This is a genomic window from Pseudomonas sp. DF11 (assembly GCF_058148565.1).
The window spans coordinates 1-26,826 of record NZ_JBYVYN010000018.1 but is presented as its reverse complement, the minus strand read 5'-3'; the positions used below and the strand labels follow the sequence as shown (position 1 = coordinate 26,826).

Genomic DNA, 26,826 nt, shown 5'->3' with positions numbered 1-26,826 from the left:
AGAGACGCTCCTTGCCAGTCAGGTACAGGCGGCGCCAGAATGCCGCTATCTGCCCCGCCTGATGTAAGGAAGCCCGATGCCTGATCCTGTTGCTGCCAGCTTGCGTCTAGCGCCCGAAGCGCTGACCCGTCCGTTTTCCGCTGAACAGTTCAGCTTCTCTACCACCAATGATCTGGAGCCCTTCCGCGGTGTGCTTGGCCAGGAACGTGCGGTCGAAGCCTTGCAGTTCGGCGTGGCCATGCCGCGCCCCGGTTACAACGTATTTGTCATGGGCGAGCCCGGCACTGGCCGGTTCTCGTTCGTCAAACGCTACCTCAAGGCCGAAGGCAAGCGCCTGCAGACCCCGGCCGACTGGGTCTACGTCAACAACTTCGATGAGCCCCGCGAACCCCGTGCCCTGGAATTGCCATCAGGCACGGCCGGGGCTTTCATCGCCGACATCAACGGCCTGATCGACAACCTGCTGGCGACTTTCCCGGCGGTGTTCGAACACCCGTCCTATCAGCAGAAAAAAAGCGCCATCGACCGCGCCTTCAACCAGCGCTACGACCGTGCCCTGGATGTGATCGAGCGCCTGGCGCTGGAGAAGGATGTCGCGCTGTATCGTGACAGCAGCAACATCGCTTTCACGCCGATGAGCGAAGGCAAGGCCCTGGACGAGGCGGAATTCGCCCAGTTGCCGGAAGCCGAGCGCGAGCGTTTCCATGAGGACATCTCGGGCCTGGAAGAGCGCTTGAACGAAGAGCTTGCCAGCCTGCCGCAGTGGAAGCGTGAGTCCAGTAATCAACTGCGCCAGCTCAACGAAGAAACCATCACCCTGGCCCTGCAACCGTTGCTGGCACCGCTGTCGGAGAAGTACGCCGAGAACGCTGCGGTCTGCGGTTATTTGCAGGCCATGCAGGTCTATCTGCTCAAGACCGTGGTCGAGCAACTGGTGGACGACAGCAAGACCGACGCCATCGCCCGCAAGCTGCTGGAGGAACAGTACGCCCCAAGCCTGGTGGTCGGGCACCCGTTCAGTGGTGGCGCGCCGGTGGTGTTCGAGCCGCACCCGACCTACGACAACCTGTTCGGCCGGATTGAATACAGCACCGACCAGGGCGCGCTCTACACCACTTACCGGCAGCTACGACCGGGCGCCCTGCATCGGGCCAATGGCGGTTTCCTGATTCTCGAAGCGGAAAAAATGCTCGGCGAGCCGTTCGTATGGGATGCGCTCAAGCGCGCCCTGCAATCGCGCAAGCTGAAGATGGAATCGCCGCTGGGCGAGCTGGGACGGCTGGCGACGGTCACCCTTACACCGCAACACATCCCGTTGCAGGTCAAGGTCGTGATCATCGGTGCCCGCCAACTGTATTACGCCTTGCAGGACCTGGATCCGGACTTCCAGGAAATGTTTCGCGTACTGGTGGATTTCGACGAAGACATCCCGATGGGCGACGAGAGCCTGGAGCAGTTCGCCCAGTTGCTCAAGACCCGCACTTCGGAGGAGGGCATGGCGCCGCTGACCGCCGATGCGGTGGCGCGCCTGGCGACCTACAGCGCCCGGCTGGCCGAACACCAGGGACGCTTGTCGGCGCGTATCGGCGATCTGTTCCAACTGGTCAGCGAGGCGGATTTCATTCGCCAGCTGGCCGGTGACGAGATGACCGACGCCGGCCACATCGAGCGTGCTCTCAAGGCCAAGGCCACGCGCACTGGGCGTGTCTCGGCGCGGATCCTCGACGACATGTTGGCCGGGATCATCCTGATCGACACCGACGGCGCGGCGGTGGGCAAGTGCAACGGGCTGACGGTGCTCGAGGTCGGCGACTCGGCGTTTGGTGTGCCGGCGCGGATTTCCGCCACGGTGTATCCGGGCGGCAGCGGCATCGTCGATATCGAACGAGAGGTCAACCTTGGCCAGCCGATCCACTCCAAGGGCGTGATGATCCTCACCGGTTACCTGGGTAGCCGTTATGCCCAGGAATTCCCACTGGCGATCTCGGCCAGCATCGCCCTGGAGCAATCCTACGGTTACGTGGACGGCGACAGCGCGTCCCTGGGCGAGGCTTGCACGCTGATCTCGGCCCTGTCGAAAACGCCGTTGAAGCAATGCTTCGCCATCACCGGCTCGATCAACCAGTTCGGTGAAGTGCAGGCGGTGGGCGGGGTCAACGAGAAGATCGAAGGTTTCTTCCGCCTCTGCGAAGCCCGCGGGTTGACCGGCGAGCAAGGGGCGATCATTCCCCAGGCCAACGTCGCTACCTTGATGCTCGACGAGAAAGTCCTGGCTGCCGTACGCGCCGGTCAATTCCATGTTTATGCGGTGCGTCAGGCCGACGAAGCCCTGAGCCTGCTGGTGGGTGAACCTGCCGGCGAGCCGGATGAAAACGGCGAATTCCCGGAGGGCAGCGTCAACGCCCGGGTGGTGGAGCGGCTGCGGGTGATCGCGGAGATGATCAGCGAAGACGACATCAAGGAAGCGGAAAAGGAACTGGCGCAGCAAGCCTTGGCGGAGGCCAAGCCGGCTTGATGCGTCGCCAATTGTTAATTGTGGAGATCTAATTGTGGGAGCGGGCTTGCTCGCGAAGGCGGACTGTCAGTCGACATGGTCGTTAGCTGACACACCGCCTTCGCGAGCAAGCCCGCTCCCACAATGGATTCTGAAGTGATGCTTGGATTTGACCCAAAAGTGTCACCGCTTTGGCGTCAATATTCACACTGTGACCGCTCGGCGTATTCTGGTCTCGAAAACCCTTGCGCTCGGAACTTTTCTTCTATCCTCAGCTCAAGGATAACGAGAGTCATCATCGGATCGAAACAGCCTCTTCCCGAGACTGAATACCGGATCTACCGAGGGGCGCCGCCATGTCGCGCAACCTTTGCCTCACTCGTCAATGCCTGGGCCTTGTCACCCGTATCGAATGCGCCATCCGCCCCCTGGCGGGAGATACCGGGATGTGGACCTTGCTCTTCGCCGCCGGAATGGCCGGTGAACAACCATCCGCCATCAAGGCCCAAGGGCCATTCCCCGGCCCGACTGCCGCCGAATCCATCCTCGATACCATTGTGCAAAGCCTGACATTGCACGGCTATGAGCTGGCCGACGACCCACAGATCTGGTCCTTGCACATGCAAGCTCAACTGCGGGAAATCAATGGGGGGCGTTGTCGCAACGTGGGCGGCTTCGAGTTTCGTCCGCTGCATTGATTGTCAGCACCACACGGGCACTGGCAGTAAAATTTTGACACAAGGGCCGGGACCATGGAGGGCCCCGGCATTTGTGAGGGCAGTCGTGGCTGATATACTCGCCGCGATTTTTCAGCCCTGGTGTGAGATTCAATGGAACGCTTTATCGAAAACGCAATGTACGCCTCCCGTTGGCTGCTGGCGCCAATCTATTTCGGGCTGTCCCTGGGCTTGCTGGCCCTGGCGCTGAAATTCTTCCAGGAAGTCTTTCACGTCATCCCCAACGTGTTTTCCATGGCCGAGTCCGACCTGATCCTGGTGCTGCTGTCGCTGATCGACATGGCGTTGGTGGGCGGCCTGCTGGTGATGGTGATGATTTCCGGCTACGAGAACTTCGTCTCGCAATTGGACATCGATTCCGACAAGGAAAAGCTCAACTGGCTGGGCACCATGGACTCTTCATCACTGAAGATGAAGGTCGCTGCCTCGATCGTGGCCATTTCCTCCATCCACCTGTTGCGCATTTTCATGGATGCCAAGAACGTCGATCCCGAACACTTGATGTGGTACGTGATCATCCATATGACCTTCGTGGTCTCGGCATTTGCCATGGGTTACCTGGATAAACTGACCAAGCACTGAGGTCGTTTCATCGCCCTGGCGCGACGCCCGCCTGCCGAGAAGCAGGCGGGCGTTGTCGTTTCTGGCGGCGGCCCTTGATGCGGGGCTCGTCACCCGCCCCGGCATCTGTGCTAGTCTGCTCGCCCTTTTGGTTCCGGGCGCTCCCGGAGGCGCTGTGGCACACACGGCAACTCTGGAGCCGTCCGCACAGCGGAGCAGCATCATGTCCGAAGTTAACCTGTCCACCGACGAAACCCGCGTCAGCTACGGCATTGGCCGCCAACTGGGCGACCAACTGCGCGACAACCCGCCACCGGGCGTGAGCCTGGACGCGATCCTGGCCGGCCTGACCGACGCGTTCGCCGGCAAGCCAAGCCGCGTGGGCCAGGACGAGATGTCCGCCAGCTTCAAGGTCATTCGTGAAATCATGCAGGCCGAAGCCGCTGCCAAGGCTGAAGCCGCTGCTGGTGAAGGTCGTGCATTCCTGGCCGAAAACGCCAAGCGTGAAGGCATCACCACCCTGGCTTCCGGTCTGCAATTCGAAGTGCTGACCCAAGGTGAAGGCGCCAAACCGACCCGTGAAGACCAAGTGCGTACCCATTACCACGGCACCCTGATCGACGGCACCGTATTCGACAGCTCCTACGATCGTGGCCAGCCAGCCGAATTCCCGGTGGGCGGCGTGATCCCAGGCTGGACCGAAGCGCTGCAACTGATGAACGCCGGCAGCAAATGGCGCCTGTACGTGCCGAGCGAACTGGCTTACGGCGCTCAAGGCGTTGGTAGCATTCCGCCGCACAGCGTACTGGTGTTTGACGTCGAGCTGTTGGACGTTCTGTAAGACCCTGCCTGGTTTAGCGTCGGGCAAATAGGTGGGAGCGGGCTTGCTCGCGAATGCGGACTGTCAGTCGACATTATCGTTAACTGACACACCGCTTTCGCGAGCAAGCCCGCTCCCACATGACGTCTGCGTTCATCCGTGGAACCTGGCATTGAAATCGCCTGTCGGGCGCAACGCCCGGGCATAGCAGAACAGGAACAGATTGCGCACCAGTTCCTTGAGCACCAGCGGCTCGCTGGAATTGAGGCTGTTGAGGTCCAGATCCCCCTGGTCCTGCAGCTCATTCAAGGCTTCTTCTTCAAGCACCGCACAGACTTCCCCGGTTTCCCGATGCAGGATCCTGAGGTAGGGATGTGGGCGGTCCAGCCAGGCATCGATCAAATAAGTCATGGTTCTCATCTCCTTGATGGATTCGATGAGAATAATTCTTATTCGCTAAATAGCAAGTCTCTATTGGTGTTCCGATTGTTTTTCTGATGATGAGTTGTGGCCGCTCAAGACGGCTGGCACTTGGCTGGCGCCCGAGAAATGGGGCTGGAGCGAGGAGGGTGCGGCACCATCCCACACACGGGGCATGGGATGGAATACAGCAGAATCAGACTTTTCTGACAAACTCGGATTTGAGTTTCATCGGGCCGATGCCGTCGATCTTGCAGTCGATGTCGTGGTCGCCATCACACAGGCGAATGTTCTTGACCTTGGTGCCGACCTTGACCACCAGCGAGGTGCCCTTGACCTTGAGGTCCTTGATCACAGTGATGGTGTCGCCGTCCTGCAGGACGTTGCCGACCGAATCTTTCTTCACGGTGACGTCAGAGGTCGCTTCAGCTTCGCCGCTGGCGGACCATTCGTGGGCACACTCCGGGCAGACCAGTTGAGTACCGTCTTCGTAGGTGTATTCGGAATTGCATTTCGGGCAGGGAGGCAACGTGCTCACTAAGGTTCCTTGGATATCAGGAGGACAAAAGGGCGCACATTATATAGGGATTTGTGGCTAAAGAGGCACGGTGCGTGGCGAGGGGATTTATCCCCGCTGGGCTGCGAAGCAGCCCCTGGAAGACCTGACCCGATTGATCAGTAATATCGAGGTGTGACTTTTGGGGCTGCTGCTCAGCCCAGCGGGGATAAATCCCCTCGCCACAAGAAACCCATGTGTATCAGTGGGTACGCGCCACCGCAAACTCGCTCAGTTCCACCAGTGCATCGCGGTATTCGCTGGCTGGCAGGGCATCGAGGCATTTGATCGCGCGGGCGACGTAGTCCCGGGCCAGTTTCGCGGTGTAGTCCAGCGAGCCAGACGCTTCGACCGCGACGCGGATGCTTTCCAGGTCTTCGATCCCGCCTTTCTGGATCGCCTGGCGCACCAATGCCGCCTGTTCAGACGTGCCTTCGCGCATGGTGTAGATCAGCGGCAGGGTCGGCTTGCCTTCGGCCAGGTCGTCACCGACGTTCTTGCCCAGTGTCTCGGCGTCGCCCTTGTAGTCCAGCAGGTCGTCCACCAACTGGAAGGCCACGCCCAGGTGATCACCAAAGGTGCGCAACGCTTCGCTCTGCTCGGCGCTGGCGCCGGCCAGGGCTGCGGCGCTGTGGGTCGACGCTTCGAAGAGCATGGCTGTCTTGCCGCGGATGACTTCCATGTAGGTTTCTTCCGTGGTGCTGGCATCACGTACCTTGGACAACTGCAACACTTCGCCTTCGGCGATGATGCGCGTGGCCTGGGACAGGATCTTCATCACCGGCATCGAGCCCAGTTCGACCATCATTTCGAACGAGCGCGAATACAGGAAGTCGCCCACCAGTACGCTCGGGGCGTTGCCCCACATGGCGTTGGCAGTCGAGCGGCCACGACGCATGCCGGACATGTCGACCACGTCGTCGTGCAGCAGGGTCGCGGTGTGCAGGAATTCGATGGTGGCGGCCAGCAGGCGCATGTCGTCGCCTTCGCGACCCAGGGCCTTGCCACACAGCAGCACCAATAATGGACGCAGGCGCTTGCCACCGGCTGAGGTGATGTAGTCGCCGATTTTCGATACCAGAGGCACTCGGGAAGTCAGCTGCTTCTTGATGATGCCGTCGACGGCGCTAAAATCGTCCGCCACCGCGCGGTAGAAAGCTTGGGGTTGCATCAGCGACAGGTGCTCCAGAAGGGTTGCGCGGCATGCTAGGACCCACGTCCGCAGGTGTCAAGGCGCGATGGACGGCTACTTGCAAGGCTGTCTTGGCTTGCGTACAATCGCGCACCCTGAACTTCCTGGGCAGCACCTGCCTTACGCAATTGCATCCGGGCCTTCCAGCCCATGCAGCCATGCCAGCCAATACCTCTTCTTATAAAGCGCTGGGTGAGCAGGATTATCGGAGAAATACCATGTCGTACGCAGTAATTGTTACTGGTGGCAAGCAATACAAGGTCGCCCCAGGTGAATACCTGAAGATCGAAAAACTGGAAATCGCTACCGGCGAATCCGTGACTTTTGATCGCGTTCTGTTGGTCGCCAATGGCGATGACGTGAATATCGGCGCTCCAGTCGTTGCTGGCGCTACCGTTGTGGCTGAAGTGATCTCCCAAGGTCGTCACGATAAAGTCCGCATCATCAAGTTCCGTCGCCGTAAGCACCACATGAAGCGTATGGGCCACCGCCAGTGGTACACCGAGATCAAAATCACCGGTATTCAGGCTTAATTTCAGCCTAATTCCTCACTAGGAGAATTGAACTCATGGCACACAAAAAAGCTGGTGGTAGTACCCGTAACGGTCGCGACTCAGAAGCCAAACGCCTTGGCGTGAAGATGTATGGCGGCCAGGCTATCAAAGCAGGCAACATCATCGTGCGTCAGCGCGGCACCCAATTCCACGCTGGCTACGGCGTTGGCATGGGCAAGGATCACACCCTCTTCGCTAAAGTCGAAGGCGTGATCAAGTTCGAAGTAAAAGGCGCCTTCGGTCGTCGTTACGTAAGCGTTATCGCAGCTTAATTGCGAGACCGCTGGAAAAGCCCTGTCTTGCGACGGGGCTTTTTCGTTTGTGGGGTGAGTCTCTTGCAAAACTGTTTGTATGGGCTGTCGGCGCTGCGGTTGGGGCGTGTCATCAGGTCGCTGCGCTCATTTTTGCAAGAGTCTTATGTCTTGTTTTTTTGGCTCGTCCGTATGGCGAGAGGCGTGTGTCATGAAGTTTGTTGATGAAGTATCGATTCGAGTGAAGGCCGGCGACGGCGGCAATGGTTGCATGAGTTTCCGTCGGGAAAAATTCATTGAAAATGGTGGCCCGAACGGCGGTGACGGTGGCGACGGCGGCTCGATCTACATGCTCGCCGACGAAAACCTCAATACCCTGGTGGACTACCGTTACACCCGGCACTTCGATGCCGAGCGTGGCTCCAACGGCGGCAGCACCGACTGCACCGGCAAGAAGGGTGAAGACCTGATCCTGCGCGTGCCGGTCGGCACCACGGTGATCGATTCCGCCACCCAGGAAGTGATTGGCGACCTGACCAAGGCTGGCCAGCGTCTGCTGGTCGCCCATGGCGGCTGGCACGGCCTGGGCAACACCCGTTTCAAATCCAGTACCAACCGTGCGCCACGCCAGACCACGCCAGGCAAGCCGGGCGAGCAGCGTGATCTCAAGCTGGAAATGAAAGTGCTGGCCGACGTGGGCCTGTTGGGTCTGCCGAACGCCGGTAAGAGTACCTTCATTCGCTCGGTGTCGGCGGCCAAGCCGAAAGTCGCCGATTATCCGTTCACCACCCTGGTGCCGAACCTGGGCGTGGTCAGTGTCGATCGTTGGAAAAGCTTCGTGATCGCCGACATTCCGGGGTTGATCGAAGGTGCTTCCGAGGGCGCGGGCCTGGGCATTCGCTTCCTCAAGCACTTGTCCCGTACTCGTCTGCTGCTGCACCTCGTGGACATGGCGCCGCTGGATGACACCGATGCCGCCGATGCCGCCGAAGTCATCGTCAACGAACTGACCAAGTTCAGCCCGGCCCTGGCCGAGCGTGACCGTTGGCTGGTGCTGAACAAATGCGACCAGATCCTCGAAGAAGAGCATGAAGAGCGAGTCAAGGAAATCGTCGACCGCCTGGAGTGGGAAGGCCCGGTCTATGTGATCTCGGCCATTGCCAAAGAAGGCACCGAGCGTCTGTGCCACGACATCATGCGTTACCTGGAAGATCGCGCCGACCGCCTGGCCAACGATCCGGCCTACAAGGAAGAACTGGCCGAGCTCGACCAGCGCATCGAAGACGAGGCCCGTGCCCAGTTGCAGGCGCTGGATGACCAGCGTGCCCTGCGTCGCAGCGGCGTGAAGTCGGTCCATGACATCGGTGACGACGATTGGGACGAAGAAGATGTGGATGACGAGGACGGTCCGGAAATCATCTACGTTCGCGACTGACCATGTGCTGATGCCACTCAACTGAAGCCAAGACCACAGGTTCAAGTGTTTCAGCGCAGTGTTATCATCGCCGGCAAGCCGGTTCCCAAGGCGCCGCTCATTCGAGCGGCGTTTTGGTATCTGTAAAACGCAAATACGAATAATCCCATGGGCGGCGCTGGGTCGCGCCGTTCGCTGGCAAAGGTTGAAGATGATGCGGAGCAAGGTGACGGGTGCGCAGCGCTGGGTCGTGAAGATCGGCAGCGCACTGCTGACAGCGGATGGCAAGGGTCTGGATCGCCAGGCCATGGCGGTGTGGGTCGAGCAGATGGTGGCCTTGCATGAGGCTGGCGTCGAGCTGGTATTGGTCTCTTCGGGGGCTGTGGCAGCCGGTATGAGCCGTTTGGGCTGGACGTCGCGACCCAGCGCGATGCACGAATTGCAGGCCGCTGCCGCCATCGGCCAGATGGGCCTGGTGCAGGCTTGGGAATCAAGTTTTGCCGAGCACGGCCGCCACACGGCGCAGATCCTGCTGACCCACGACGACCTGTCCGACCGCAAGCGCTACCTCAACGCCCGCAGCACCTTGCGCGCGCTGGTAGAGCTCAAGGTCATCCCGGTGATCAACGAGAACGACACGGTCGTCACCGACGAAATCCGTTTCGGCGATAACGACACCCTGGCCGCGCTGGTGGCGAACCTGGTGGAGGCGGATCTGCTGGTGATTCTCACGGATCGCGATGGCATGTTCGACGCCGATCCGCGCAATAATCCCGATGCCAAGCTGATCTACGAAGCCCGTGCCGATGATCCGGCACTGGATGCGGTGGCGGGCGGTACCGGTGGTGCGCTGGGTCGTGGCGGTATGCAGACCAAGTTGCGTGCTGCGCGTCTGGCGGCGCGCTCCGGGGCGCACACCATCATTGTCGGCGGTCGATTGGAGCGGGTGTTGGATCGCCTGAAGGCGGGCGAGCGCATCGGCACTTTGCTCTCCCCTGAGCGCGGCATGTTGGCGGCACGCAAGCAATGGCTGGCCGGGCACCTGCAAACCCGCGGCACCTTGGTGCTGGACGCAGGTGCGGTGGCGGCCTTGTCCCAAGGCAACAAAAGCCTGTTGCCGGTAGGTGTGAAGCTGGTCCAGGGCAGTTTCCGTCGTGGCGAGATGGTGGTGTGCGTGGCGCCGGATGGTCGCGAGATTGCCCGTGGCCTGGCCAACTACAGCGCCCTGGAAGCGCAGAAAATCATCGGCCAGTCGTCTGATGCGATTGTCGGTCTGTTGGGCTACATGGCTGAGCCGGAATTGGTTCACCGTGACAACCTGATCCTCGTCTAAGGAAAAATCATGGGTTTGGCAAAAGGATTGATCGGCTTGCTGCTGGCATTGCCGCTGCTGGCTTCGGCCGAGGAAATCGGCCAGGTATCGACGGTGTTCAAGTTTGTCGGGCCGAACGACCGGATCGTGGTCGAGGCGTTCGATGATCCCAAGGTGGATGGCGTGACCTGCTACCTGTCGCGGGCCAAGACCGGCGGCGTGAAGGGTGGTCTGGGTCTGGCCGAGGATCGTGCCGAGGCCTCTATCGCCTGTCGTCAGGTGGGGCCCATCAACTTCAAGGGTGAGCTCAAGGATGGCGAGGAGGTGTTCAAGGAGCGCACTTCCCTGGTATTCAAGACCATGCAGGTGGTGCGTTTCCTCGACAAGAAGCGCAATACGCTGGTGTATCTGGTCTACAGCGACCGCGTGATCGAGGGTAGTCCGCAGAACGCGGTGACGGCGATTCCGATCTTGCCGTGGGCCCGTACTCAGTAAGCCTGCCCATGGATCACTCGTGTGGTAGCGCGCTTGCTCGCGAATGCGGTCTGTCAGTGGCGTAGAGGTTGCCTGGCGCACCGCTTTCGTGAGCAAGCCCGCTCCCACATTTTTTGTGGCGTGCCTGTTAAATCCCAGGCAATAAAAAACCGACCCTGGGGTCGGTTTTTTAACGAGCGCGTCGCTTAGGCAGCAGCGGCAACGTTCAGGGCCTTTACGTGGCCATTCAGGCGGCTCTTATGACGAGCAGCCTTGTTCTTGTGGATGATGCCTTTATCGGCCATGCGGTCGATAACTGGCACAGCCAGAACGTAAGCAGCTTGAGCTTTTTCAGCGTCTTTTGCGTCGATGGCCTTGACTACGTTCTTGATGTAGGTACGGACCATGGAACGCAGGCTGGCGTTGTGGCTGCGACGCTTCTCAGCCTGTTTTGCACGTTTTTTGGCGGAAGGTGTGTTGGCCACCGTCGAGCTCCTCGAAAGACTTTTTAGGAAATAGCAAACAAAATAGGCCGCGAATCATGCCGATGAGTTGAGGTCTTGTCAAGGGCGGGTGACGCGTTCCGCTGAATGGCAGGTGCGGCGCACCGAAGGATTTCTTTCCGGCGTGCGACCTGTAAACTCGCGGGCTTTGGCTCTGTACTGTTTAGCGGCGCGGAGTATCGCACAAGTGGGCGCGTTGTTCGCCTGCTGTTTATCGACAGGCAAAAACTCTTTTCATGAATCTGCTCAAATCGTTGGCCGCTGTCAGCTCTATCACGATGCTTTCCCGAGTCCTGGGATTCGTTCGCGACACGCTGATCGCGCGGATATTCGGTGCCGGAATGGCCACCGACGCCTTCTTCATCGCCTTCAAATTGCCCAACCTGTTGCGGCGGATCTTCGCCGAAGGGGCGTTCTCCCAGGCCTTCGTGCCGATCCTGGCGGAATATAAAAGCCAGAAGGGCGACGAAGCGACTCGCACATTCATTGCCTACGTCACGGGTCTGCTGACCTTGGTGCTGGCGTTGGTCACGACCGCCGGCATGCTCGCCGCGCCATGGGTGATCTGGGCCACGGCGCCGGGTTTCACCGATACGCCGGAAAAATTCCAGCTCACCTCGGACCTGCTGCGGGTGACCTTTCCTTATATATTGCTGATTTCCCTGTCGTCCCTGGCCGGGGCGATCCTCAATACCTGGAACCGCTTTTCGGTGCCGGCCTTTGTGCCGACCCTGCTCAACGTCAGCATGATCGTGTTTGCGGTGTTCCTTACGCCATACTTCGACCCGCCGGTGATGGCTCTCGGCTGGGCGGTGCTGGTGGGTGGCCTGGCGCAATTGCTGTACCAACTGCCGCACCTGAAAAAGATCGGCATGCTGGTGCTGCCACGGCTGAACCTGCGCGACAGCGGCGTGTGGCGAGTGATGAAGCAGATGCTGCCGGCGATCCTCGGGGTTTCGGTGAGCCAGATTTCCCTGATCATCAACACCATCTTCGCCTCATTCCTGGTAGCCGGCTCGGTGTCGTGGATGTATTACGCCGATCGGTTGATGGAATTGCCGTCCGGTGTACTGGGTGTGGCCCTGGGCACGATCCTGCTGCCAACCCTGGCCAAGACCTACGCCAGCCAGGATCGCCAGGAATACTCGCGCATCCTCGACTGGGGCCTGCGCCTGTGCTTCGTGCTGGTCTTGCCTTGTTCCCTGGCGTTGGGAATCCTGGCCGAGCCGCTGACGGTGTCGTTGTTCCAATACGGTCAATTCAATGCGTTCGACGCCTTGATGACCCAGCGTGCGCTGATCGCCTACTCGGTGGGCTTGCTCGGGATCATCGTGATCAAGGTGCTGGCGCCAGGCTTCTATGCCCAGCAGAACATTCGCACACCGGTGAAAATCGCCATTTTCACCCTGGTGATGACCCAGTTGTTCAACCTGTTGCTGATCGGTCCGCTGGCGCACGCCGGCCTGGCCTTGGCGATCAGCGCCGGTGCCTGCCTCAACGCCGGGTTGCTGTTTTATCAGTTGCGTAAGCAGAAGATGTATCAACCGCAACCGGGCTGGGGCAAGTTTGGCCTCAAGCTGCTGGTGGCCGTGGCGGTGATGTCGGCGGTTTTGCTTGGCGCGATGCATTTCATGCCGGCCTGGGGCGAAGGGCAGATGCTCGCGCGTTTCCTGCGCCTGGGCGTGTTGGTCGTCGCTGGCGTGGTGGCGTATTTCGGTATGTTGCTGCTGATGGGTTTCCGTCTGCGCGACTTCAACCGCAAGGCCTTGAGCTGAAGGGGCGGCCCTCGATAATTCAGGGGCTGACGGCGGTTTTGTCGGTTCGATCACTTTGGGGTGCGGTGTTGCCTGTCGTCGGCCGCCGGGTGTGGTTATAATCGGCCACTTTATGAGCAAGAAGCGCGTTATGCAGCTGGTTCGAGGCCTCCACAACCTGCGCCCCCAACATCGGGGCTGTGTCGCCACTATTGGCAACTTTGACGGTGTTCACCGTGGCCACCAGGCTATCCTGGCGCGGCTGCGCGAGCGTGCGCTGGAATTGGGCGTGCCGAGCTGCGTGGTGATCTTCGAACCGCAGCCCAGAGAGTTTTTCGCCCCGGACACCGCCCCGGCCCGGCTGGCCCGGTTGCGGGACAAACTGCAATTGCTGGCCGCCGAAGGTGTCGACCGGGTCCTGTGCCTGGCCTTCAACCAGCGCCTGAGCAAGCTCAGCGCCGCCGAGTTCGTCGAGACCATCCTGGTGGACGGTCTGGACGTGAAGCATCTGGAAGTCGGTGATGATTTCCGTTTCGGCTGCGACCGGTCAGGGGATTTTGATTACCTGCAACAGGCCGGTAGCGTCCATGGTTTCACTGTCGAAGCGGCGCAGACCGTCGAGATGGGCGGCTTGCGCGTCAGCAGCACCCAGGTCCGTAATGCCCTGGCGGCTGCCGACTTCGAATTGGCCGAGCGCTTGCTCGGCCGCCCGTACCGGATTGCCGGGCGGATCCTGCACGGGCAGAAGCTGGCGCGCCAATTGGGCACGCCGACGGCCAACGTGCAACTCAAGCGTCGCCGCGTGCCACTGACCGGGGTATTCCTGGTGAGTGTCGAGATCGACGGCAAGACCTGGCCCGGCGTCGCCAATATCGGCGTACGGCCCACGGTCCAAGGGGATGGCAAGGCCCACCTCGAAGTACATGTTCTGGATTTTGCCGGCGATCTGTATGACCGGCGTTTGACGGTGGTTTTCCACCAAAAGCTGCGTGAAGAGCAGCGTTTTGCCTCTCTGGAGGCGCTCAAGACGGCGATCAATGCAGATATCGCCGCCGCCCGTGCCCTTGTCGCAACCAGCGCCAATCGCTAATGAAGAGCCTTAAATGACCGACTATAAAGCCACGCTAAACCTTCCGGACACCGCCTTCCCAATGAAGGCCGGCCTGCCTCAGCGCGAACCACAGATTCTGCAGCGCTGGGACAGCATTGGCCTGTACGGAAAGTTGCGCGAAATTGGCAAGGATCGTCCGAAGTTCGTCCTGCACGACGGCCCTCCGTACGCCAACGGCACCATTCACATCGGTCACGCGCTGAACAAGATTCTCAAGGACATGATCATCCGCTCCAAGACCCTGTCGGGTTTTGATGCGCCGTATGTCCCGGGCTGGGACTGCCACGGCCTGCCGATCGAGCACAAGGTCGAAGTGACCCACGGCAAGAACCTGGGCGCGGACAAGACCCGCGAGCTGTGCCGTGCCTACGCCACCGAGCAGATCGAAGGGCAGAAGTCCGAATTCATCCGTCTTGGCGTGCTGGGCGACTTCGCCAACCCGTACAAGACCATGGACTTCAAGAACGAAGCCGGCGAAATCCGTGCCCTGGCGAAAATCGTCGAGGGCGGCTTCGTGTTCAAGGGCCTCAAACCGGTGAACTGGTGCTTCGATTGCGGTTCGGCTCTGGCCGAGGCGGAAGTCGAATACGAGAACAAGAAGTCCTCGACCATCGACGTCGCGTTCCCGATTGCCGATGAAGACAAGCTTGCCGCCGCTTTCGGCCTGGGCAAGCTGGCCAAGCCGGCCGCGATCGTGATCTGGACCACCACCCCGTGGACCATCCCGGCCAACCAGGCGCTGAACGTCCACCCGGAGTTCAACTACGCCCTGGTCGACGTCGGCGACAAGCTGCTGGTGCTGGCCGAAGAGCTGGTCGAATCCTGCCTGGCCCGCTACAACCTCGAAGGTTCGGTGGTTGCCACCGCGCCAGGTTCGGCGCTGGAGCTGATCAATTTCCGTCACCCGTTCTATGATCGCCTGTCGCCGGTGTACCTGGCCGACTACGTGGAACTGGGTGCGGGCACTGGTGTGGTTCACTCCGCGCCGGCCTATGGCGTTGACGACTTCGTGACCTGCAAGAAATACGGCATGGTCAACGACGACATCCTCAACCCGGTGCAGAGCAATGGCGTGTACGTGCCGTCGCTGGAATTCTTCGGCGGCCAGTTCATCTGGAAAGCCAACCCGGCCATCGTTGACAAGTTGACCGAAGTCGGTGCGCTGCTGCACACCACCGTCATCGAACACAGCTACATGCACTGCTGGCGCCACAAGACTCCGCTGATCTACCGCGCCACCGCGCAGTGGTTCATCGGCATGGACAAGCAGCCCTCCACTGGCGACACCCTGCGCCAGCGCTCCCTCAAGGCTATCGAAGACACTAAATTCGTGCCGGCCTGGGGCCAGGCGCGCCTGCACTCGATGATCGCCAACCGTCCCGACTGGTGCATCTCCCGCCAGCGCAACTGGGGCGTGCCGATCCCGTTCTTCCTGAACAAGGAAAGCGGCGAGCTGCACCCGCGCACCGTCGAACTGATGGAGGAGGTGGCCAAGCGCGTCGAAGCCGAAGGCATCGAAGCCTGGTTCAAGATGGATGCCGCTGAGCTTTTGGGCGATGAAGCGCCGCTGTACGACAAGATCAGCGACACCCTGGACGTCTGGTTCGACTCCGGCACCACCCATTGGCACGTGCTGCGCGGCTCGCACCCGATGGGCCACGAGAGCGGCCCGCGTGCCGACCTCTACCTGGAAGGTTCGGACCAGCACCGTGGCTGGTTCCACTCCTCGTTGCTGACCGGTTGCGCCATCGACAACCACGCGCCGTACCGCGAGCTGCTGACCCACGGCTTCACCGTCGACGAATCCGGCCGCAAGATGTCCAAGTCCCTGGGCAACGTGATCGCGCCGCAGAAGGTCAACGACACCCTGGGCGCCGACATCATGCGCCTGTGGGTTGCCTCCACCGACTATTCCGGTGAAATGGCCGTTTCCGAGCAGATCCTGCAGCGCAGCGCGGACGCCTACCGGCGGATCCGTAACACTGCGCGCTTCCTGCTTTCCAACCTGACCGGTTTCAACCCGGCCACCGACCTGCTGCCGGCCGAAGACATGCTCGCGCTGGACCGTTGGGCCGTGGACCGTACCCTGCTGCTGCAACGCGAGTTGCAGGAACACTACGGCGAATACCGTTTCTGGAATGTCTACTCCAAGATCCACAACTTCTGCGTGCAGGAGCTCGGTGGTTTCTACCTCGACATCATCAAGGATCGCCAGTACACCACCGGCGCCAACAGCAAGGCGCGCCGTTCGTGCCAGACCGCGCTGTTCCACATCAGCGAGGCGCTGGTACGCTGGATCGCGCCGATCCTGGCATTCACCGCCGACGAGCTGTGGCAGTACCTGCCGGGCGAGCGTAACGAATCAGTGATGCTCAACACCTGGTACGAAGGCCTGACCGAGCTGCCGCAAGGTTTCGAGCTGGACCGTGCGTATTGGGACCGCGTGATGGCGGTCAAGGCAGCGGTCAACAAGGAAATGGAGATCCAGCGCGCGGCCAAGGCCGTCGGTGGCAACCTGCAGGCCGAAGTGACCCTCTACGCCGAAGAAGCCCTGAGTGCCGATCTGGCCAAGCTGAGCAACGAGCTGCGCTTCGTACTGATCACCTCCACCGCCAGCGTTGCACCTTTCGTGCAGGCGCCGGCTGATGCGGTGACCACTGAAGTCAGTGGCCTGAAGCTCAAGATCGTCAAGTCGAACCACACCAAGTGCGCCCGTTGCTGGCACTGCCGCGAAGACGTCGGCGTGAACCCGGAGCATCCGGAAATCTGCGGTCGTTGCGTGGACAACATCAGCGGCAGCGGTGAGGTTCGTCACTATGCCTAACGTGGCGAGCCGTTTCGGACGGCTGGGTTGGTTGTGGTTGAGCGTGCTGGTCCTGGTTATCGACCAGGCCAGCAAGTACTACTTCGAGCACTCGCTGACCATGTACCAGCAGATCGTGATCATTCCTGACTACTTCAGCTGGACCTTGGCCTACAACACCGGAGCGGCGTTCAGTTTCCTGGCCGACAGTTCAGGCTGGCAGCGCTGGCTGTTTGCCCTGATTGCCGTTGTGGTCAGCGCCGTGCTGGTGGTCTGGCTCAAGCGCCTGGGGCGCAATGAGACCTGGCTGGCGGTGGCGCTGGCCTTGGTGCTCGGTGGCGCGTTGGGCAATCTCTATGATCGGATTGCCCTGGGCCACGTGATCGATTTCATCCTGGTGCATTGGCAGAACCGTTGGTATTTCCCGGCGTTCAACTTTGCCGACAGCGCTATCACCGTGGGCGCCGTGATGCTCGCCCTGGACATGTTCAAGAGCAAGAAAACCGGAGAAGCCGTCCATGACTGAGCAGCGTATCGCTCAAAACACCGAAGTGAAGCTTCACTTCGCCCTGCACCTGGAAAACGGCGACACTGTCGACAGCACCTTCGACAAGGCTCCGGCGGTGTTCAAGGTCGGTGACGGCAACCTGCTGCCAGGCTTCGAAGCGGCGATCTTCGGCTTCAAGGCCGGCGACAAGCGCACTGTGGTCGTACCGCCAGAGAACGCCTTTGGTCAGCCCAACCCGCAAAACGTGCAGACCATGCCACGCTCCCAGTTCCAGGACATGGAGTTGTCCCAGGGCCTGCTGGTGATCTTCAACGACGCGGCCAATACCGAGCTGCCGGGTGTGGTGAAGGCATTCGACGACGCCCAGGTAACCGTGGACTTCAATCATCCGCTGGCGGGCAAGACCTTGAACTTCGAAGTGGAAATCCTCGAGGTCAAGGCGCTTTAAGGTTTAACGGGCAGTGGCTGCCCCCACAATTCCTGTGGGAGCGAGCCTGCTCGCGATAGCTGAGTCCCAGCCACCGTCGAGTTGACTGATCCACCGCATCGCGAGCAGGCTCGCTCCCACAGACACGAGGCACAGCATGCAAATCAAACTCGCCAACCCCCGTGGCTTCTGCGCCGGTGTGGACCGGGCGATCGAAATCGTCAACCGCGCCCTGGAAGTCTTCGGGCCGCCGATCTACGTGCGCCACGAAGTGGTCCACAACAAATTCGTCGTCGAAGACCTGCGTAGCCGCGGCGCCATTTTCGTCGAGGAACTGGACCAGGTGCCGGACGACGTCATCGTGATCTTCAGTGCCCACGGGGTTTCCCAAGCGGTGCGCACCGAAGCCGCCGGCCGTGGCCTGAAGGTATTCGATGCCACTTGCCCACTGGTGACCAAGGTGCACATTGAGGTGGCGCGCTACAGTCGCGACGGTCGCGAATGCATCCTGATCGGCCATGAAGGCCATCCGGAAGTCGAAGGCACCATGGGCCAATACGATGCCAGCAACGGTGGTGCGATCTACCTGGTCGAAGACGAGGATGATGTTGCGGCCTTGCAGGTACGCAACCCTGAGAGCCTGGCTTTTGTCACCCAGACGACCCTGTCCATGGATGACACCAGCCGTGTGATCGACGCCCTGCGTGCTCGATTCCCGGCCATCGGCGGCCCGCGCAAGGATGACATCTGCTACGCCACCCAGAACCGTCAGGACGCGGTCAAGCAACTGGCCAACGAATGCGATGTGGTGCTTGTTGTCGGCAGCCCGAACAGCTCCAACTCCAACCGCTTGCGCGAGCTGGCCGAGCGCATGAATACGCCGGCCTACCTGATTGACGGTGCCGAGGACATGCAGCGCAGTTGGTTCGATGGCGTCGAACGTATCGGCATTACCGCCGGTGCTTCCGCGCCGGAAGTGCTGGTGCGCGGCGTGATCCAGCAATTGCAGGCCTGGGGCGCAACCGGTGCCGATGAGTTGGCTGGTCGCGAGGAAAACATCACGTTCTCGATGCCGAAAGAGCTGCGCGTCCGCTCCTTGCTTTAAGTTCTTTCTCGCATAGCGCCTGCTTGGCTTCGACACTTTCCAGGCGAACGCGGCCGGAGGGCGCCAATATCACTTGATGGTGGCTGACCGGCCCGCGTTTGGCGCAGACATGCAGCGTGCCTGCCTGGAATGCGCCGTTGGCGTGTAGCGCTTCCCCCTGGCTGCCGAACCTCACCCTGCGTTTCACCGGCTGGTTGCCGACCACCCGGGCGCTTGCTCTGCGCTCCATCAGTACGGTCTTGTCCTTGTCGTCCAGGGTAATGCGCCAGCCTCGGCCCCAATCGCCGTCTATCCCCCTGAGCACGACTGTCTGGTTGCGGGCAATGGCTTCGCTGCGGGCGCTGCGCAAGCCGCTGATCAGCAACTGCGCGGTGTCCTCGCGTTCGATGGATTCGATCAGCTCTTTGTAGCCCGCGCCGGCCCACGGCAGAACAATTGCGGCAATTGCCAGTCCCATGAGCAGTTCGATCAGGCTGAAGCCCTGTTGATACATGACGTCTCCTCCCTGGAGAGCGTGAAGCGGATTCAAGACTAATGAATCATTGTGGTGAGGGGATTTATCCCCGTTGGGCTGCGTAGCAGCCCCAATGAAGCTAAATCCCCTCGTCACAGATGCACACAAAGGCGGTGGTTTGTTCTAGCGTGTACAAGCAGGTATAGCCGACGGCAACGGAGGGCACCGATGGATCTTCGTACAAAAGGTTTCACGCTGATCGAGGTGCTGGTGGCCCTCGGCGTGCTGCTGATCCTGATCACCATGGCGGTGCCGGCATTTACCGGATCGATGCAGAGCACCAAGGCCGATACCGAGATCGGCGATCTTCGTCGGGCGCTGAACTTTGCCCGCATGGAGGCGATCGACCGCGGTATCACCACGCGAATTCGTCCCACGGCCCAAGGCAGCGTCTGGAGTGGCGAACTGACGGTGTATGACAGTACTGGCTCGTCGCCCAATGTATTGCGGGTTGTTCCAGCAATGGGCAGCGGCGCGACTCTGACGCTAACCTCAGAGGTGAGCAATATTGATTTCAACAACCTTGGCGGATTGTCGGCACCGACCACGCCGGTGAGTTTCAATTATGTACGAGGGGCGCAGAGCAGGACGCTGAGTGTTTGCCTCAATGGAAGAATCGTATTGGGTGGAAGTTGCGGATGAAGGGTTGCAGTAAAAGGGCGCAGGCCGGCATGACGTTGATCGAGGTGCTGGTGGCGGTGCTGATTCTCGGCGTCGGCTTGCTGGGGGCGGCAATGATCCAGCTCAATGCGCTCAAATACACCGACAGTTCGCGCATGACCAGCCAGGCCAGTTTCATTGCCTACGACCTGCTGGACCGCATTCGCGCCAATTCCGGCGCCGACTACACCATCACGCCGCCCAGCTCGCCGAACCTCAACGTGGCCCGGGACCAGGACCTTTATGATTTCAAGACCAACATCATCGCCTTCGGCGGCGCCACGGCCACCGGCACCATTGCGCTGAACCAGCGGGTCTACACCATCACCATTTCCTGGGACGACGCACGCGCCGCCAACACCACCAACGCGGCCGAGGCGCGGCGCAGCTTTGTGCTGACCAGTCGCGTCGCCGTCGATCCGGTGGGGGCGACGCCATGAACCGGCACAGTCGCGGTTTCGGCCTGATCGAGTTGATGATTGCGCTGGTGCTCAGCTTGATCGTCGTGCTGGGTGTCGTGCAGATCTTCATCGCCGCCAAGAACACCTACATCAGCCAGAGCGCGGCCGCGGTGATGCAGGAGGACGCCCGGTTCGTGCTGAGCAAAATGGTCCAGGAGATTCGCATGGTGGGCATGTTCGGCTGCCTGGGGACCATTACCGATGCGTCCACGGCCAATGATTTCAATGCCAGCCAGATCACCCCGATCCGCTGGGACAACGCCAACCGGAGATTGACCCTGGTCACCGCGGACATAGGCAGTGGCGGGAGCACTCCGACCTGGACCGTCCTCTCCGATTGCCGCACCTCGGCGACGGCCTATACCAATGCACGGTTACCGGCGGCGGGGCAGTTGGCCTTCCCGATCCGCCGACTGATCTACAGCTTCAACAACAATCAATTGCTGCTGGGTAGCGGCGCCGGTAACCCGACCTTGTCGGTGCTGGTGGACAACGTACGGGCGTTCGACGTGACCTTCGGCGTGGCCGGGAGCGCGACGGATATCGCGGCGTCGAGCTACACCGCCAACCCGGCAGACCCGGCACTGATCCGCAGCGTGCGCTTGACCCTGACGCTCTTTGATCCGAAGAACGCGGTGCGCGAGCAGACCTTCAATGTGGTTGCCGCCTTGCGCAACCGGCTTCTATGAGAGGCGATCGATGAGTTCGATGAATCTCAAGCAGCGCCAGCGAGGCATGGCGCTGCTGGTCAGCCTGGTTTTTCTGTTGCTGCTGACGCTGATCGGCCTGTCGTCGATGCAGAGCGCCACTCTCCAGGAAAAAATGACCAGCAGCGTCATGCTGCGCAACCAGTCCTTCCAGATTGCCGAGGCGGCGTTGAGGGTGGGTGAGAGCGCGGTGCAGGTCGAGACCTATTCACTGGCGGTCTGTACCACCGCGACTCAGTGCGCGCCACCGGCCGAGTCGACGACCATCACGGCGGCCGGGCGCAATTCATCCTCGGGGGTGCTCTGGGTTGCCGCTGCCGGCGGGTTTTATGGCGTGCAGAACATCGGCACCACGCTCGCGGCGGTGAATGTTCCGGTCGGTACTTCAGCGACGCTATACCGGATCACGGCGGTGGCAGTGGTGGGCAATAACCAGCGCAGCGTGGTGGAGAGCATCTATGCGAAATACTGAGGCTCGCCGTGGCTGGATAGCGATGTTGTGGGGGGTGTTGCTCAGCCTTTACCTGGCTGCCCCGGCCTATGCGTTCACGCCTTCGGACTCGCCATTGCTGAGTGCGGGTGCCGTCACACCGAACGTGATGCTGCTGATCGATGACTCGGGGAGTATGAACAACATTATCTGGGCGGCGGGGTTCGATCCGAATGTGTCACGTCCGGCTGTCAATAACTGCAACTCCAGCAGCAGCTGTTCCGGCGGAGTGACGTTGGATCCAGACGATGGGAACGTGTTACTGGTCAGCCTGTTGCGCGGTGGCTGTTCAAGCGGCTGGTACGGTTTTTATCGAGGCAATCTGGGCCGGGTCTGCCTGCGCTTGCCGGACCCGGTGGGCGGTGGCAATACCCGCTATACCACCAAATACCTGGCGTATCTGCTGACCCTGGCCAACGGCTCGAACCGGGACTTCACCACCGGGACGATTCCCAATGACTATCGAATCAACGTGGCGCGGGATGTGTCCAATGACCTGGTCACCAATAACCGCGCCTTGCGCATTGGTCTCGCCACGTTCAACCCACCCAACAGCGGCAACTCCGGTCCTGGAGGCTATATCGCCCGTTCGGTCAGCGACCTTTCGCCGGTCAGCGGCAGCGTGACCCAGACCCAGGCCAACAGCAACTACACTGCCTTGATCAACGCGATCAACGGTCTGGGTGCCGTAGCGAATACGCCGCTGGCCGAGAGCTATTACGAAGTCACCCGTTACTTCAGGGGTATGGCGCCGTACTACAACAGCACACCGACCACCTACACCAGCCCGATCCAGTACCGTTGCCAGAAAAACTTCGGCGTGGTGATCACCGACGGCTTGCCTACCTATGACCGCACGTTTCCCACCAACGACCCGCTGGGAGGGGCCCGTTTGCCGAACTGGGATGGCATCAGCACCAACGATGGTGACAACCCCAGTGGTGACGGCGAGGGCGATACGCTGTACCTGGACGACATCGCCAAGTTCGCCTTCGACATCGACATGCGCTCCACCGGCACCGATGCCACCGGCCAGAGCTGGAACGCCACGGATTTCACTCGGCAGTACCTCAATACCTACACCGTGGGCTTTACTGCCACCAATCAGATGCTGTCTGATGCCGCCCGCTATGGCGCCGGCAAGTATTACCAGGCGACCGACAGCGAAGGCCTGAACTCAGCGTTGGCCTCTGCCCTGAGCGACATCACCTCCAAGGCCGGCTCCGGGGGTGCTGGCACCACCAACGCCGCCACGGTGTCCAACACCTCCAGCTACTACCAGACCACCTATGACCCCAAGGACTGGCGCGGGACCATCCGGGCATTCGGCTTCACGGCGGCAGGTACGGTCAACAGGGCCGCTGTGCAATGGACCACCGACACGGCCATCGTGCCCGGCGCCACGGCGCCGATCTATCAGTCGTGGAATACCGCGACCAATGTGCCTGTCACCCTGGCCTACGCTAACTTCTCGCCGGTCCAGCAAACCAGCCTCAGCCAGAACCTGCCCACGGGGATCACCGGCAACGATCTGGTGGAGTGGAGCAAGGGGGTCAATAAGACCGGTTTGAAGGTGCGCAGTGTATTGCTGGGGGACATCATCAATTCGCCGCTGGTGCTGGCATCGCCCAATGAGCAGACCGCTGCCGATTTGCTCAACGACACCAGCTACAGCACCTACCTGACCACCAAGGCGACGAACATGAATACCAGCCTGGTGGTGAACGCCAACGATGGTTTTTTCAGCGTCATCAACAGTGCCAACGGTAGCCGGCGCTACGCCTATATGCCGTCGAGCGTGCTGCCCTCGTTGCAGAACATTGCCGACACCAACTACATCAACGGTGTGAGCCACAAGTTCCTGGTGGATGGACAGGTCGGCGTATTCGATACGCAATCGGGGAGTGTCTGGAAGACCGTGGCCCTGGGTGGCACCGGTGCCGGGGGCAAGACGTTCTATGCGGTTCAATTGTTCGATGCAACAGCGGGCAATGTGTTGCGGGCGTTGTGGGAGATCAGCGCGCCGACCGTGGCCAACACCGCCAACGCCTTCAATGACCTGGGCTACGCCTACGCCCGGCCCGAAGTCGCCCGCCTGGCGGACGGACGTTGGGCGGCGTTCATTTCCAATGGCTACGGCAGCAACAGCGGTGTCGCGGCATTGTACGTGGTGGATATCCGCGACGGCTCGCTGATCAGGAAAATCGTCATCAACAGCAGCGAGACCGGCAATGGCTTGTCGTCCGTCAAGCTGCGGGTCAATTCCCAGAACGTGGTGCAGGCGGCATACGGGGGCGATTTGAAAGGGCGGATGTGGAAATTCGACCTCAGTGCCACTTCCCCGGCCACATGGGGCGTGGCGTTTTCCGGCCAGCCGTTGTTCACCACCTCCGGTGGCGCGACTCAGCCGATCACCGTTCAACCGTTGCTGGCAGACAATCCGCAGGGCGGTACCCAGGTGTTTTTCGGCACCGGCAAGTTCAACGAGACGGCGGACAAACTCAATAAGGACCTGCAGGGATTCTATTCGATTTGGGATGCCACCGGCGGTGCCGGGCAAATCACCGTGTCGAGCCTGCAGGCCCAGTCGATCACGGGAGTGTTTTCGGGCAGCACGGGGCAGTTTGTGACCACCAGCCAGACCGATGTGGCGTATCCAGCGAAGAAAGGCTGGTACCTGCCCTTGGTGTACAACAACGTGCTGACCGGGGAGCGGGTGATCAACCCGGCCAATCTGGTGAGCGGGCGCGTGGTCTTTACCACGGCCGCCGTGGACACCACCGACCCTTGCGCCAGCTTTGGTACCGGCAAACTGATCGAAGTGGATGCGTTCAACGGTAAGATGCTCAACTATGCAGTGCTCGATACCAACGGTGACGGCACGCTCAACAGCTCTGACACGATTTCCAGCGGGGTGGTCTTCACGGGCGGTATTCCGACCTTGAGCGCCGTAGTCAGCGCCAGTGGGGCTACCAACATGATCGTCAACGACTCCAGCGGCAATATCACCGAGTTGCTGGAAAAATCCGTGAGCGGCAGCCGTCGCATCATGTGGCGACAAATACAGTGAGAGGCAAGGCATGCGCAGATCCAACCGGGGTTTCACCTTGATCGAAATCATGATCGTGATTGCGATCATCGGTATCGTGATCACCGTCGGCTATCCGAGCCTGACCGAATACATGAAAAAGGGCCGGCGTACCGAAATCGCTGGGTTGCTGTCGCAGCAGGCGCAGATTCTCGAGCGCTACTACTCGAAGAACAACGTCTACACCAACGCGACCGGCCTGAGCAGCGGTAACGATTTCTACACCATTACCCCGACCCTGGCAGACCAGAGCTTCACCCTGACCGCCGTGCGCAAGAGTGGCTCGTCCATGGCCACGGACAAATGCGGTGACTTCACGATCAACAATACCGGTGTACGGAGCATGATCAACGCTGCTGCCGGGCTGACCACCAAGGATTGCTGGGGCCGCTGAGTTTCTTTTATTCGGGCGCTGTCCTGCGCCCTCTGTCTTATGAGTCGAATCAGAACATGACCAGGCAACAGCAAGTGGTGATTGTCGGCGGCGGAGTGATTGGCCTGTTGACAGCGTTCAATCTGGCGTCCGAAGGGCAGCGCGTGGTGCTGCTGGACCGCTCCAGTGTCGGCCAGGAATCGTCCTGGGCTGGCGGCGGTATCGTGTCGCCGCTGTATCCGTGGCGCTATAGTCCGGCGGTCACGGCGCTGGCCCACTGGTCGCAGGATTTCTATCCACAGCTGGGTGAGCGTCTATTCGCTGCTACCGGGATCGATCCGCAAGTGCATGTCACCGGATTGTATTGGTTGGACCTGGATGACCAAGAGGAAGCGCTGGCCTGGGCAGAACGGGAAGGACGTCCGTTGCGAGCCGTGGATATCTCGATTGTTCACGATGCGGTGCCGGTGCTGGGCGCGGGGTTTTCCCGGGCGATCTACATGGCCGACGTGGCCAACGTGCGTAACCCCCGGTTGGTGAAGTCCCTCAAGGCTGCATTGTTGGCGCTGCCCAATGTCACCTTGCATGAACACTGTGAAGTCAGCGGATTCATCCGTGATGGCGGGCGAGTGGTGGGTGTGCACAGTTCGGCAGGTGAAATTCGTGGCGATGAGGTGGTACTGGCCGCCGGTGCCTGGAGCGGCGAGTTGCTCAAGACATTGGGCTTGAAGTTGCCGGTCGAGCCGGTCAAGGGCCAGATGATCTTGTACAAGTGCGCGTCGGATTTTCTGTCGAGCATGGTGCTGGCCAAAGGGCGTTATGCGATTCCGCGTCGTGATGGGCATATCCTGGTTGGTAGCACGCTGGAGCGCGAAGGCTTTGACAAGACCCCGACTGATGCTGCGCTGGAGAGTCTGAAGGCTTCGGCGGTGGCACTTATTCCGGAGCTGGCCGATGCTGAGGTGGTTGGGCATTGGGCAGGGCTGCGGCCTGGATCGCCTGAGGGCATTCCTTATATCGGCGAAGTGCCGGGGGTGGCGGGGTTGTGGTTGAACTGTGGGCATTATCGCAATGGGTTGGTGTTGGCGCCGGCGTCGTGTCGGTTGTTTACGGATTTGATGTTGGGGCTTGAGCCTGTGATTGATCCTGCGCCTTATGCGCCAGCGGGGCGCTTGTAAGGTTCGGTTTTGGCTTGGGAGTTTTGGTGACGAGGCGGCCTTAAAGCCGACCGGGATTTGTTGACCGAGTACATATCCATTCCTGCGGTAACGGCCACTTATGGTTTCGCTTTTACAGCGACTCACTTTCGAAGAGCGCGAAAGTAAGCAAAGCGCTTCTGCCCCACCACTCGGTGCCTCGCCTAGGCTCGGCATGCCCGAACGAAGGCATTGCTCCGTGGGCCGCCGCGAAGGGCCATCCATGGCCCAGCGCGGCTACCTCGGCATCCATGCCGAGGTGCCCACTGCGCAATACCTTCGTTCGGCCATCGTGGTTAACGGGGCGCCAAAATCTACGTCCACCGCGAGGCGGCCTGACA

The 26,826-nt window shown here is 60.6% G+C and carries 27 protein-coding genes; 22 read left to right on the top strand and 5 right to left on the bottom strand.

The features are described 5' to 3' along the window. Nucleotides 1-76 precede the first annotated feature (76 nt). The 4 genes from AC30D9_RS29210 (at nt 77) to bamJ (ending at nt 4,633) form a co-directional block, all read left to right on the top strand. The gene (locus AC30D9_RS29210) at nt 77-2,515 is read left to right on the top strand and encodes a Lon protease family protein (protein ID WP_134925889.1); all 2,439 of its coding nucleotides are present in this window, start codon (nt 77-79) and stop codon (nt 2,513-2,515) included. 335 nt (nt 2,516-2,850) lie between these two features. Continuing rightward, nucleotides 2,851-3,192: a PA4575 family protein gene (locus tag AC30D9_RS29205; protein ID WP_013694243.1), complete on the top strand. Its 342-nt coding sequence runs from the start codon at nt 2,851-2,853 to the stop codon at nt 3,190-3,192. 132 nt (nt 3,193-3,324) lie between these two features. Then, on the top strand, nt 3,325-3,813 hold the full coding sequence (locus tag AC30D9_RS29200; protein ID WP_042731944.1) for a TIGR00645 family protein: 489 nt from the start codon (nt 3,325-3,327) through the stop codon (nt 3,811-3,813). Between the two features lie 202 nt (nt 3,814-4,015). Next, a complete protein-coding gene (gene bamJ / locus AC30D9_RS29195; RefSeq protein WP_003205746.1) occupies nt 4,016-4,633 on the top strand; it encodes a BamJ family beta-barrel-assembly machinery protein in 618 nt (205 codons plus the stop codon). Nucleotides 4,634-4,765: 132 nt separating this feature from the next. Here the strand turns inward: bamJ and AC30D9_RS29190 are convergent, their stop codons facing one another. From AC30D9_RS29190 to AC30D9_RS29180, 3 genes are all read right to left on the bottom strand, one after another. Continuing rightward, nucleotides 4,766-5,023 carry a PA4570 family protein gene (locus AC30D9_RS29190; RefSeq protein WP_116833489.1) on the bottom strand — a complete coding sequence of 86 codons (258 nt, stop codon included), beginning with the start codon at nt 5,021-5,023 and terminating at the stop codon, nt 4,766-4,768. 205 nt (nt 5,024-5,228) lie between these two features. Then, nucleotides 5,229-5,570: a zinc ribbon domain-containing protein YjdM gene (locus tag AC30D9_RS29185; protein WP_490145354.1), complete on the bottom strand. Its 342-nt coding sequence runs from the start codon at nt 5,568-5,570 to the stop codon at nt 5,229-5,231. A gap of 220 nt (nt 5,571-5,790) precedes the next feature. Next, the gene (locus tag AC30D9_RS29180; RefSeq protein WP_490145353.1) at nt 5,791-6,759 is read right to left on the bottom strand and encodes a polyprenyl synthetase family protein; all 969 of its coding nucleotides are present in this window, start codon (nt 6,757-6,759) and stop codon (nt 5,791-5,793) included. Nucleotides 6,760-6,998: 239 nt separating this feature from the next. Between AC30D9_RS29180 and rplU the strand changes: the two genes are divergently transcribed. The 5 genes from rplU (at nt 6,999) to AC30D9_RS29155 (ending at nt 10,806) form a co-directional block, all read left to right on the top strand. Beyond that, entirely contained in the window at nt 6,999-7,313 is a 315-nt protein-coding gene (rplU, locus tag AC30D9_RS29175) for a 50S ribosomal protein L21 (RefSeq protein WP_003176051.1), read from the top strand. A gap of 35 nt (nt 7,314-7,348) precedes the next feature. Beyond that, entirely contained in the window at nt 7,349-7,606 is a 258-nt protein-coding gene (rpmA, locus tag AC30D9_RS29170) for a 50S ribosomal protein L27 (protein WP_003205738.1), read from the top strand. 190 nt (nt 7,607-7,796) lie between these two features. Beyond that, on the top strand, nt 7,797-9,020 hold the full coding sequence (gene cgtA / locus AC30D9_RS29165; RefSeq protein WP_134925886.1) for an Obg family GTPase CgtA: 1,224 nt from the start codon (nt 7,797-7,799) through the stop codon (nt 9,018-9,020). Between the two features lie 193 nt (nt 9,021-9,213). Beyond that, the gene (proB, locus tag AC30D9_RS29160) at nt 9,214-10,332 is read left to right on the top strand and encodes a glutamate 5-kinase (RefSeq protein WP_003205734.1); all 1,119 of its coding nucleotides are present in this window, start codon (nt 9,214-9,216) and stop codon (nt 10,330-10,332) included. A gap of 9 nt (nt 10,333-10,341) precedes the next feature. Continuing rightward, nucleotides 10,342-10,806 (top strand): CreA family protein, encoded by a 465-nt coding sequence (locus AC30D9_RS29155; protein WP_134925885.1) that lies wholly within the window; start codon nt 10,342-10,344, stop codon nt 10,804-10,806. Nucleotides 10,807-10,991: 185 nt separating this feature from the next. Here AC30D9_RS29155 and rpsT read toward each other — a convergent pair whose 3' ends face one another. Further along, the gene (gene rpsT, locus AC30D9_RS29150) at nt 10,992-11,270 is read right to left on the bottom strand and encodes a 30S ribosomal protein S20 (RefSeq protein WP_003185593.1); all 279 of its coding nucleotides are present in this window, start codon (nt 11,268-11,270) and stop codon (nt 10,992-10,994) included. A gap of 254 nt (nt 11,271-11,524) precedes the next feature. On the opposite strand from rpsT, the gene murJ reads away from it, so the two are divergent. From murJ to ispH, 6 genes are all read left to right on the top strand, one after another. After that, nucleotides 11,525-13,063, top strand: coding sequence for a murein biosynthesis integral membrane protein MurJ (gene murJ, locus AC30D9_RS29145; RefSeq protein WP_134925884.1), 1,539 nt, complete (start codon nt 11,525-11,527; stop codon nt 13,061-13,063). A 130-nt stretch (nt 13,064-13,193) separates the two neighbouring features. Continuing rightward, nucleotides 13,194-14,132: a bifunctional riboflavin kinase/FAD synthetase gene (ribF, locus tag AC30D9_RS29140; RefSeq protein WP_490145352.1), complete on the top strand. Its 939-nt coding sequence runs from the start codon at nt 13,194-13,196 to the stop codon at nt 14,130-14,132. A gap of 13 nt (nt 14,133-14,145) precedes the next feature. Next, the gene (ileS, locus tag AC30D9_RS29135; RefSeq protein ID WP_307576380.1) at nt 14,146-16,977 is read left to right on the top strand and encodes an isoleucine--tRNA ligase; all 2,832 of its coding nucleotides are present in this window, start codon (nt 14,146-14,148) and stop codon (nt 16,975-16,977) included. Next, nucleotides 16,970-17,482 carry a signal peptidase II gene (lspA, locus tag AC30D9_RS29130; protein ID WP_134925882.1) on the top strand — a complete coding sequence of 171 codons (513 nt, stop codon included), beginning with the start codon at nt 16,970-16,972 and terminating at the stop codon, nt 17,480-17,482. The genes ileS and lspA overlap by 8 nt, the downstream gene beginning before the upstream one ends. After that, nucleotides 17,475-17,912 (top strand): FKBP-type peptidyl-prolyl cis-trans isomerase, encoded by a 438-nt coding sequence (gene fkpB / locus AC30D9_RS29125; RefSeq protein ID WP_018600973.1) that lies wholly within the window; start codon nt 17,475-17,477, stop codon nt 17,910-17,912. The genes lspA and fkpB overlap by 8 nt, the downstream gene beginning before the upstream one ends. Before the next feature lie 136 nt (nt 17,913-18,048). Next, the gene (gene ispH, locus AC30D9_RS29120; protein ID WP_134925881.1) at nt 18,049-18,996 is read left to right on the top strand and encodes a 4-hydroxy-3-methylbut-2-enyl diphosphate reductase; all 948 of its coding nucleotides are present in this window, start codon (nt 18,049-18,051) and stop codon (nt 18,994-18,996) included. Here ispH and AC30D9_RS29115 read toward each other — a convergent pair. Further along, complete coding sequence (locus tag AC30D9_RS29115) at nt 18,950-19,489, bottom strand: GspH/FimT family pseudopilin (protein ID WP_134925880.1); 540 nt, start codon at nt 19,487-19,489, stop codon at nt 18,950-18,952. The two genes, ispH and AC30D9_RS29115, sit on opposite strands and share 47 nt — an antisense overlap. A gap of 189 nt (nt 19,490-19,678) precedes the next feature. Between AC30D9_RS29115 and AC30D9_RS29110 the strand changes: the two genes are divergently transcribed. Genes AC30D9_RS29110 through thiO form a run of 7 tightly spaced genes read left to right on the top strand, consistent with a single transcriptional unit; the run spans nt 19,679 to nt 26,467 of the window. After that, the gene (locus AC30D9_RS29110; RefSeq protein WP_176689112.1) at nt 19,679-20,152 is read left to right on the top strand and encodes a GspH/FimT family pseudopilin; all 474 of its coding nucleotides are present in this window, start codon (nt 19,679-19,681) and stop codon (nt 20,150-20,152) included. Beyond that, nucleotides 20,149-20,610 (top strand): type IV pilus modification protein PilV, encoded by a 462-nt coding sequence (gene pilV, locus AC30D9_RS29105; RefSeq protein ID WP_134925878.1) that lies wholly within the window; start codon nt 20,149-20,151, stop codon nt 20,608-20,610. The genes AC30D9_RS29110 and pilV overlap by 4 nt, the downstream gene beginning before the upstream one ends. Then, complete coding sequence (locus AC30D9_RS29100) at nt 20,607-21,320, top strand: PilW family protein (protein WP_134925877.1); 714 nt, start codon at nt 20,607-20,609, stop codon at nt 21,318-21,320. The genes pilV and AC30D9_RS29100 overlap by 4 nt, the downstream gene beginning before the upstream one ends. A 19-nt stretch (nt 21,321-21,339) precedes the next feature. Beyond that, entirely contained in the window at nt 21,340-21,810 is a 471-nt protein-coding gene (locus AC30D9_RS29095) for a pilus assembly PilX family protein (protein ID WP_490145363.1), read from the top strand. After that, nucleotides 21,797-24,898, top strand: coding sequence for a pilus assembly protein (locus tag AC30D9_RS29090; protein WP_490145351.1), 3,102 nt, complete (start codon nt 21,797-21,799; stop codon nt 24,896-24,898). The genes AC30D9_RS29095 and AC30D9_RS29090 overlap by 14 nt, the downstream gene beginning before the upstream one ends. A gap of 10 nt (nt 24,899-24,908) precedes the next feature. Beyond that, nucleotides 24,909-25,310 carry a type IV pilin protein gene (locus AC30D9_RS29085; protein ID WP_134925875.1) on the top strand — a complete coding sequence of 134 codons (402 nt, stop codon included), beginning with the start codon at nt 24,909-24,911 and terminating at the stop codon, nt 25,308-25,310. Nucleotides 25,311-25,366: 56 nt separating this feature from the next. Continuing rightward, nucleotides 25,367-26,467 carry a glycine oxidase ThiO gene (thiO, locus tag AC30D9_RS29080; RefSeq protein ID WP_490145350.1) on the top strand — a complete coding sequence of 367 codons (1,101 nt, stop codon included), beginning with the start codon at nt 25,367-25,369 and terminating at the stop codon, nt 26,465-26,467. Nucleotides 26,468-26,826 lie beyond the last annotated feature (359 nt).

Bases quoted from the DNA above. Each gene is read 5' to 3' on its own strand.
- AC30D9_RS29100 (WP_134925877.1), top strand. From the start codon at position 20,607: ATGAACCGGCACAGTCGCGGTTTCGGCCTGATCGAGTTGATGATTGCG.
- AC30D9_RS29210 (WP_134925889.1), top strand. From the start codon at position 77: ATGCCTGATCCTGTTGCTGCCAGCTTGCGTCTAGCGCCCGAAGCGCTG.
- AC30D9_RS29115 (WP_134925880.1), bottom strand. From the start codon at position 19,489: ATGTATCAACAGGGCTTCAGCCTGATCGAACTGCTCATGGGACTGGCA.
- AC30D9_RS29155 (WP_134925885.1), top strand. From the start codon at position 10,342: ATGGGTTTGGCAAAAGGATTGATCGGCTTGCTGCTGGCATTGCCGCTG.
- rpmA (WP_003205738.1), top strand. From the start codon at position 7,349: ATGGCACACAAAAAAGCTGGTGGTAGTACCCGTAACGGTCGCGACTCA.
- rplU (WP_003176051.1), top strand. From the start codon at position 6,999: ATGTCGTACGCAGTAATTGTTACTGGTGGCAAGCAATACAAGGTCGCC.
- thiO (WP_490145350.1), top strand. From the start codon at position 25,367: ATGACCAGGCAACAGCAAGTGGTGATTGTCGGCGGCGGAGTGATTGGC.
- cgtA (WP_134925886.1), top strand. From the start codon at position 7,797: ATGAAGTTTGTTGATGAAGTATCGATTCGAGTGAAGGCCGGCGACGGC.
- murJ (WP_134925884.1), top strand. From the start codon at position 11,525: ATGAATCTGCTCAAATCGTTGGCCGCTGTCAGCTCTATCACGATGCTT.
- ileS (WP_307576380.1), top strand. From the start codon at position 14,146: ATGACCGACTATAAAGCCACGCTAAACCTTCCGGACACCGCCTTCCCA.
- ribF (WP_490145352.1), top strand. From the start codon at position 13,194: ATGCAGCTGGTTCGAGGCCTCCACAACCTGCGCCCCCAACATCGGGGC.
- AC30D9_RS29180 (WP_490145353.1), bottom strand. From the start codon at position 6,759: ATGCAACCCCAAGCTTTCTACCGCGCGGTGGCGGACGATTTTAGCGCC.
- pilV (WP_134925878.1), top strand. From the start codon at position 20,149: ATGAAGGGTTGCAGTAAAAGGGCGCAGGCCGGCATGACGTTGATCGAG.
- AC30D9_RS29110 (WP_176689112.1), top strand. From the start codon at position 19,679: ATGGATCTTCGTACAAAAGGTTTCACGCTGATCGAGGTGCTGGTGGCC.
- AC30D9_RS29205 (WP_013694243.1), top strand. From the start codon at position 2,851: ATGTCGCGCAACCTTTGCCTCACTCGTCAATGCCTGGGCCTTGTCACC.
- AC30D9_RS29190 (WP_116833489.1), bottom strand. From the start codon at position 5,023: ATGACTTATTTGATCGATGCCTGGCTGGACCGCCCACATCCCTACCTC.
- ispH (WP_134925881.1), top strand. From the start codon at position 18,049: ATGCAAATCAAACTCGCCAACCCCCGTGGCTTCTGCGCCGGTGTGGAC.
- AC30D9_RS29200 (WP_042731944.1), top strand. From the start codon at position 3,325: ATGGAACGCTTTATCGAAAACGCAATGTACGCCTCCCGTTGGCTGCTG.
- AC30D9_RS29085 (WP_134925875.1), top strand. From the start codon at position 24,909: ATGCGCAGATCCAACCGGGGTTTCACCTTGATCGAAATCATGATCGTG.
- lspA (WP_134925882.1), top strand. From the start codon at position 16,970: ATGCCTAACGTGGCGAGCCGTTTCGGACGGCTGGGTTGGTTGTGGTTG.
- AC30D9_RS29095 (WP_490145363.1), top strand. From the start codon at position 21,340: ATGAATCTCAAGCAGCGCCAGCGAGGCATGGCGCTGCTGGTCAGCCTG.
- proB (WP_003205734.1), top strand. From the start codon at position 9,214: ATGCGGAGCAAGGTGACGGGTGCGCAGCGCTGGGTCGTGAAGATCGGC.
- fkpB (WP_018600973.1), top strand. From the start codon at position 17,475: ATGACTGAGCAGCGTATCGCTCAAAACACCGAAGTGAAGCTTCACTTC.
- bamJ (WP_003205746.1), top strand. From the start codon at position 4,016: ATGTCCGAAGTTAACCTGTCCACCGACGAAACCCGCGTCAGCTACGGC.
- AC30D9_RS29090 (WP_490145351.1), top strand. From the start codon at position 21,797: ATGCGAAATACTGAGGCTCGCCGTGGCTGGATAGCGATGTTGTGGGGG.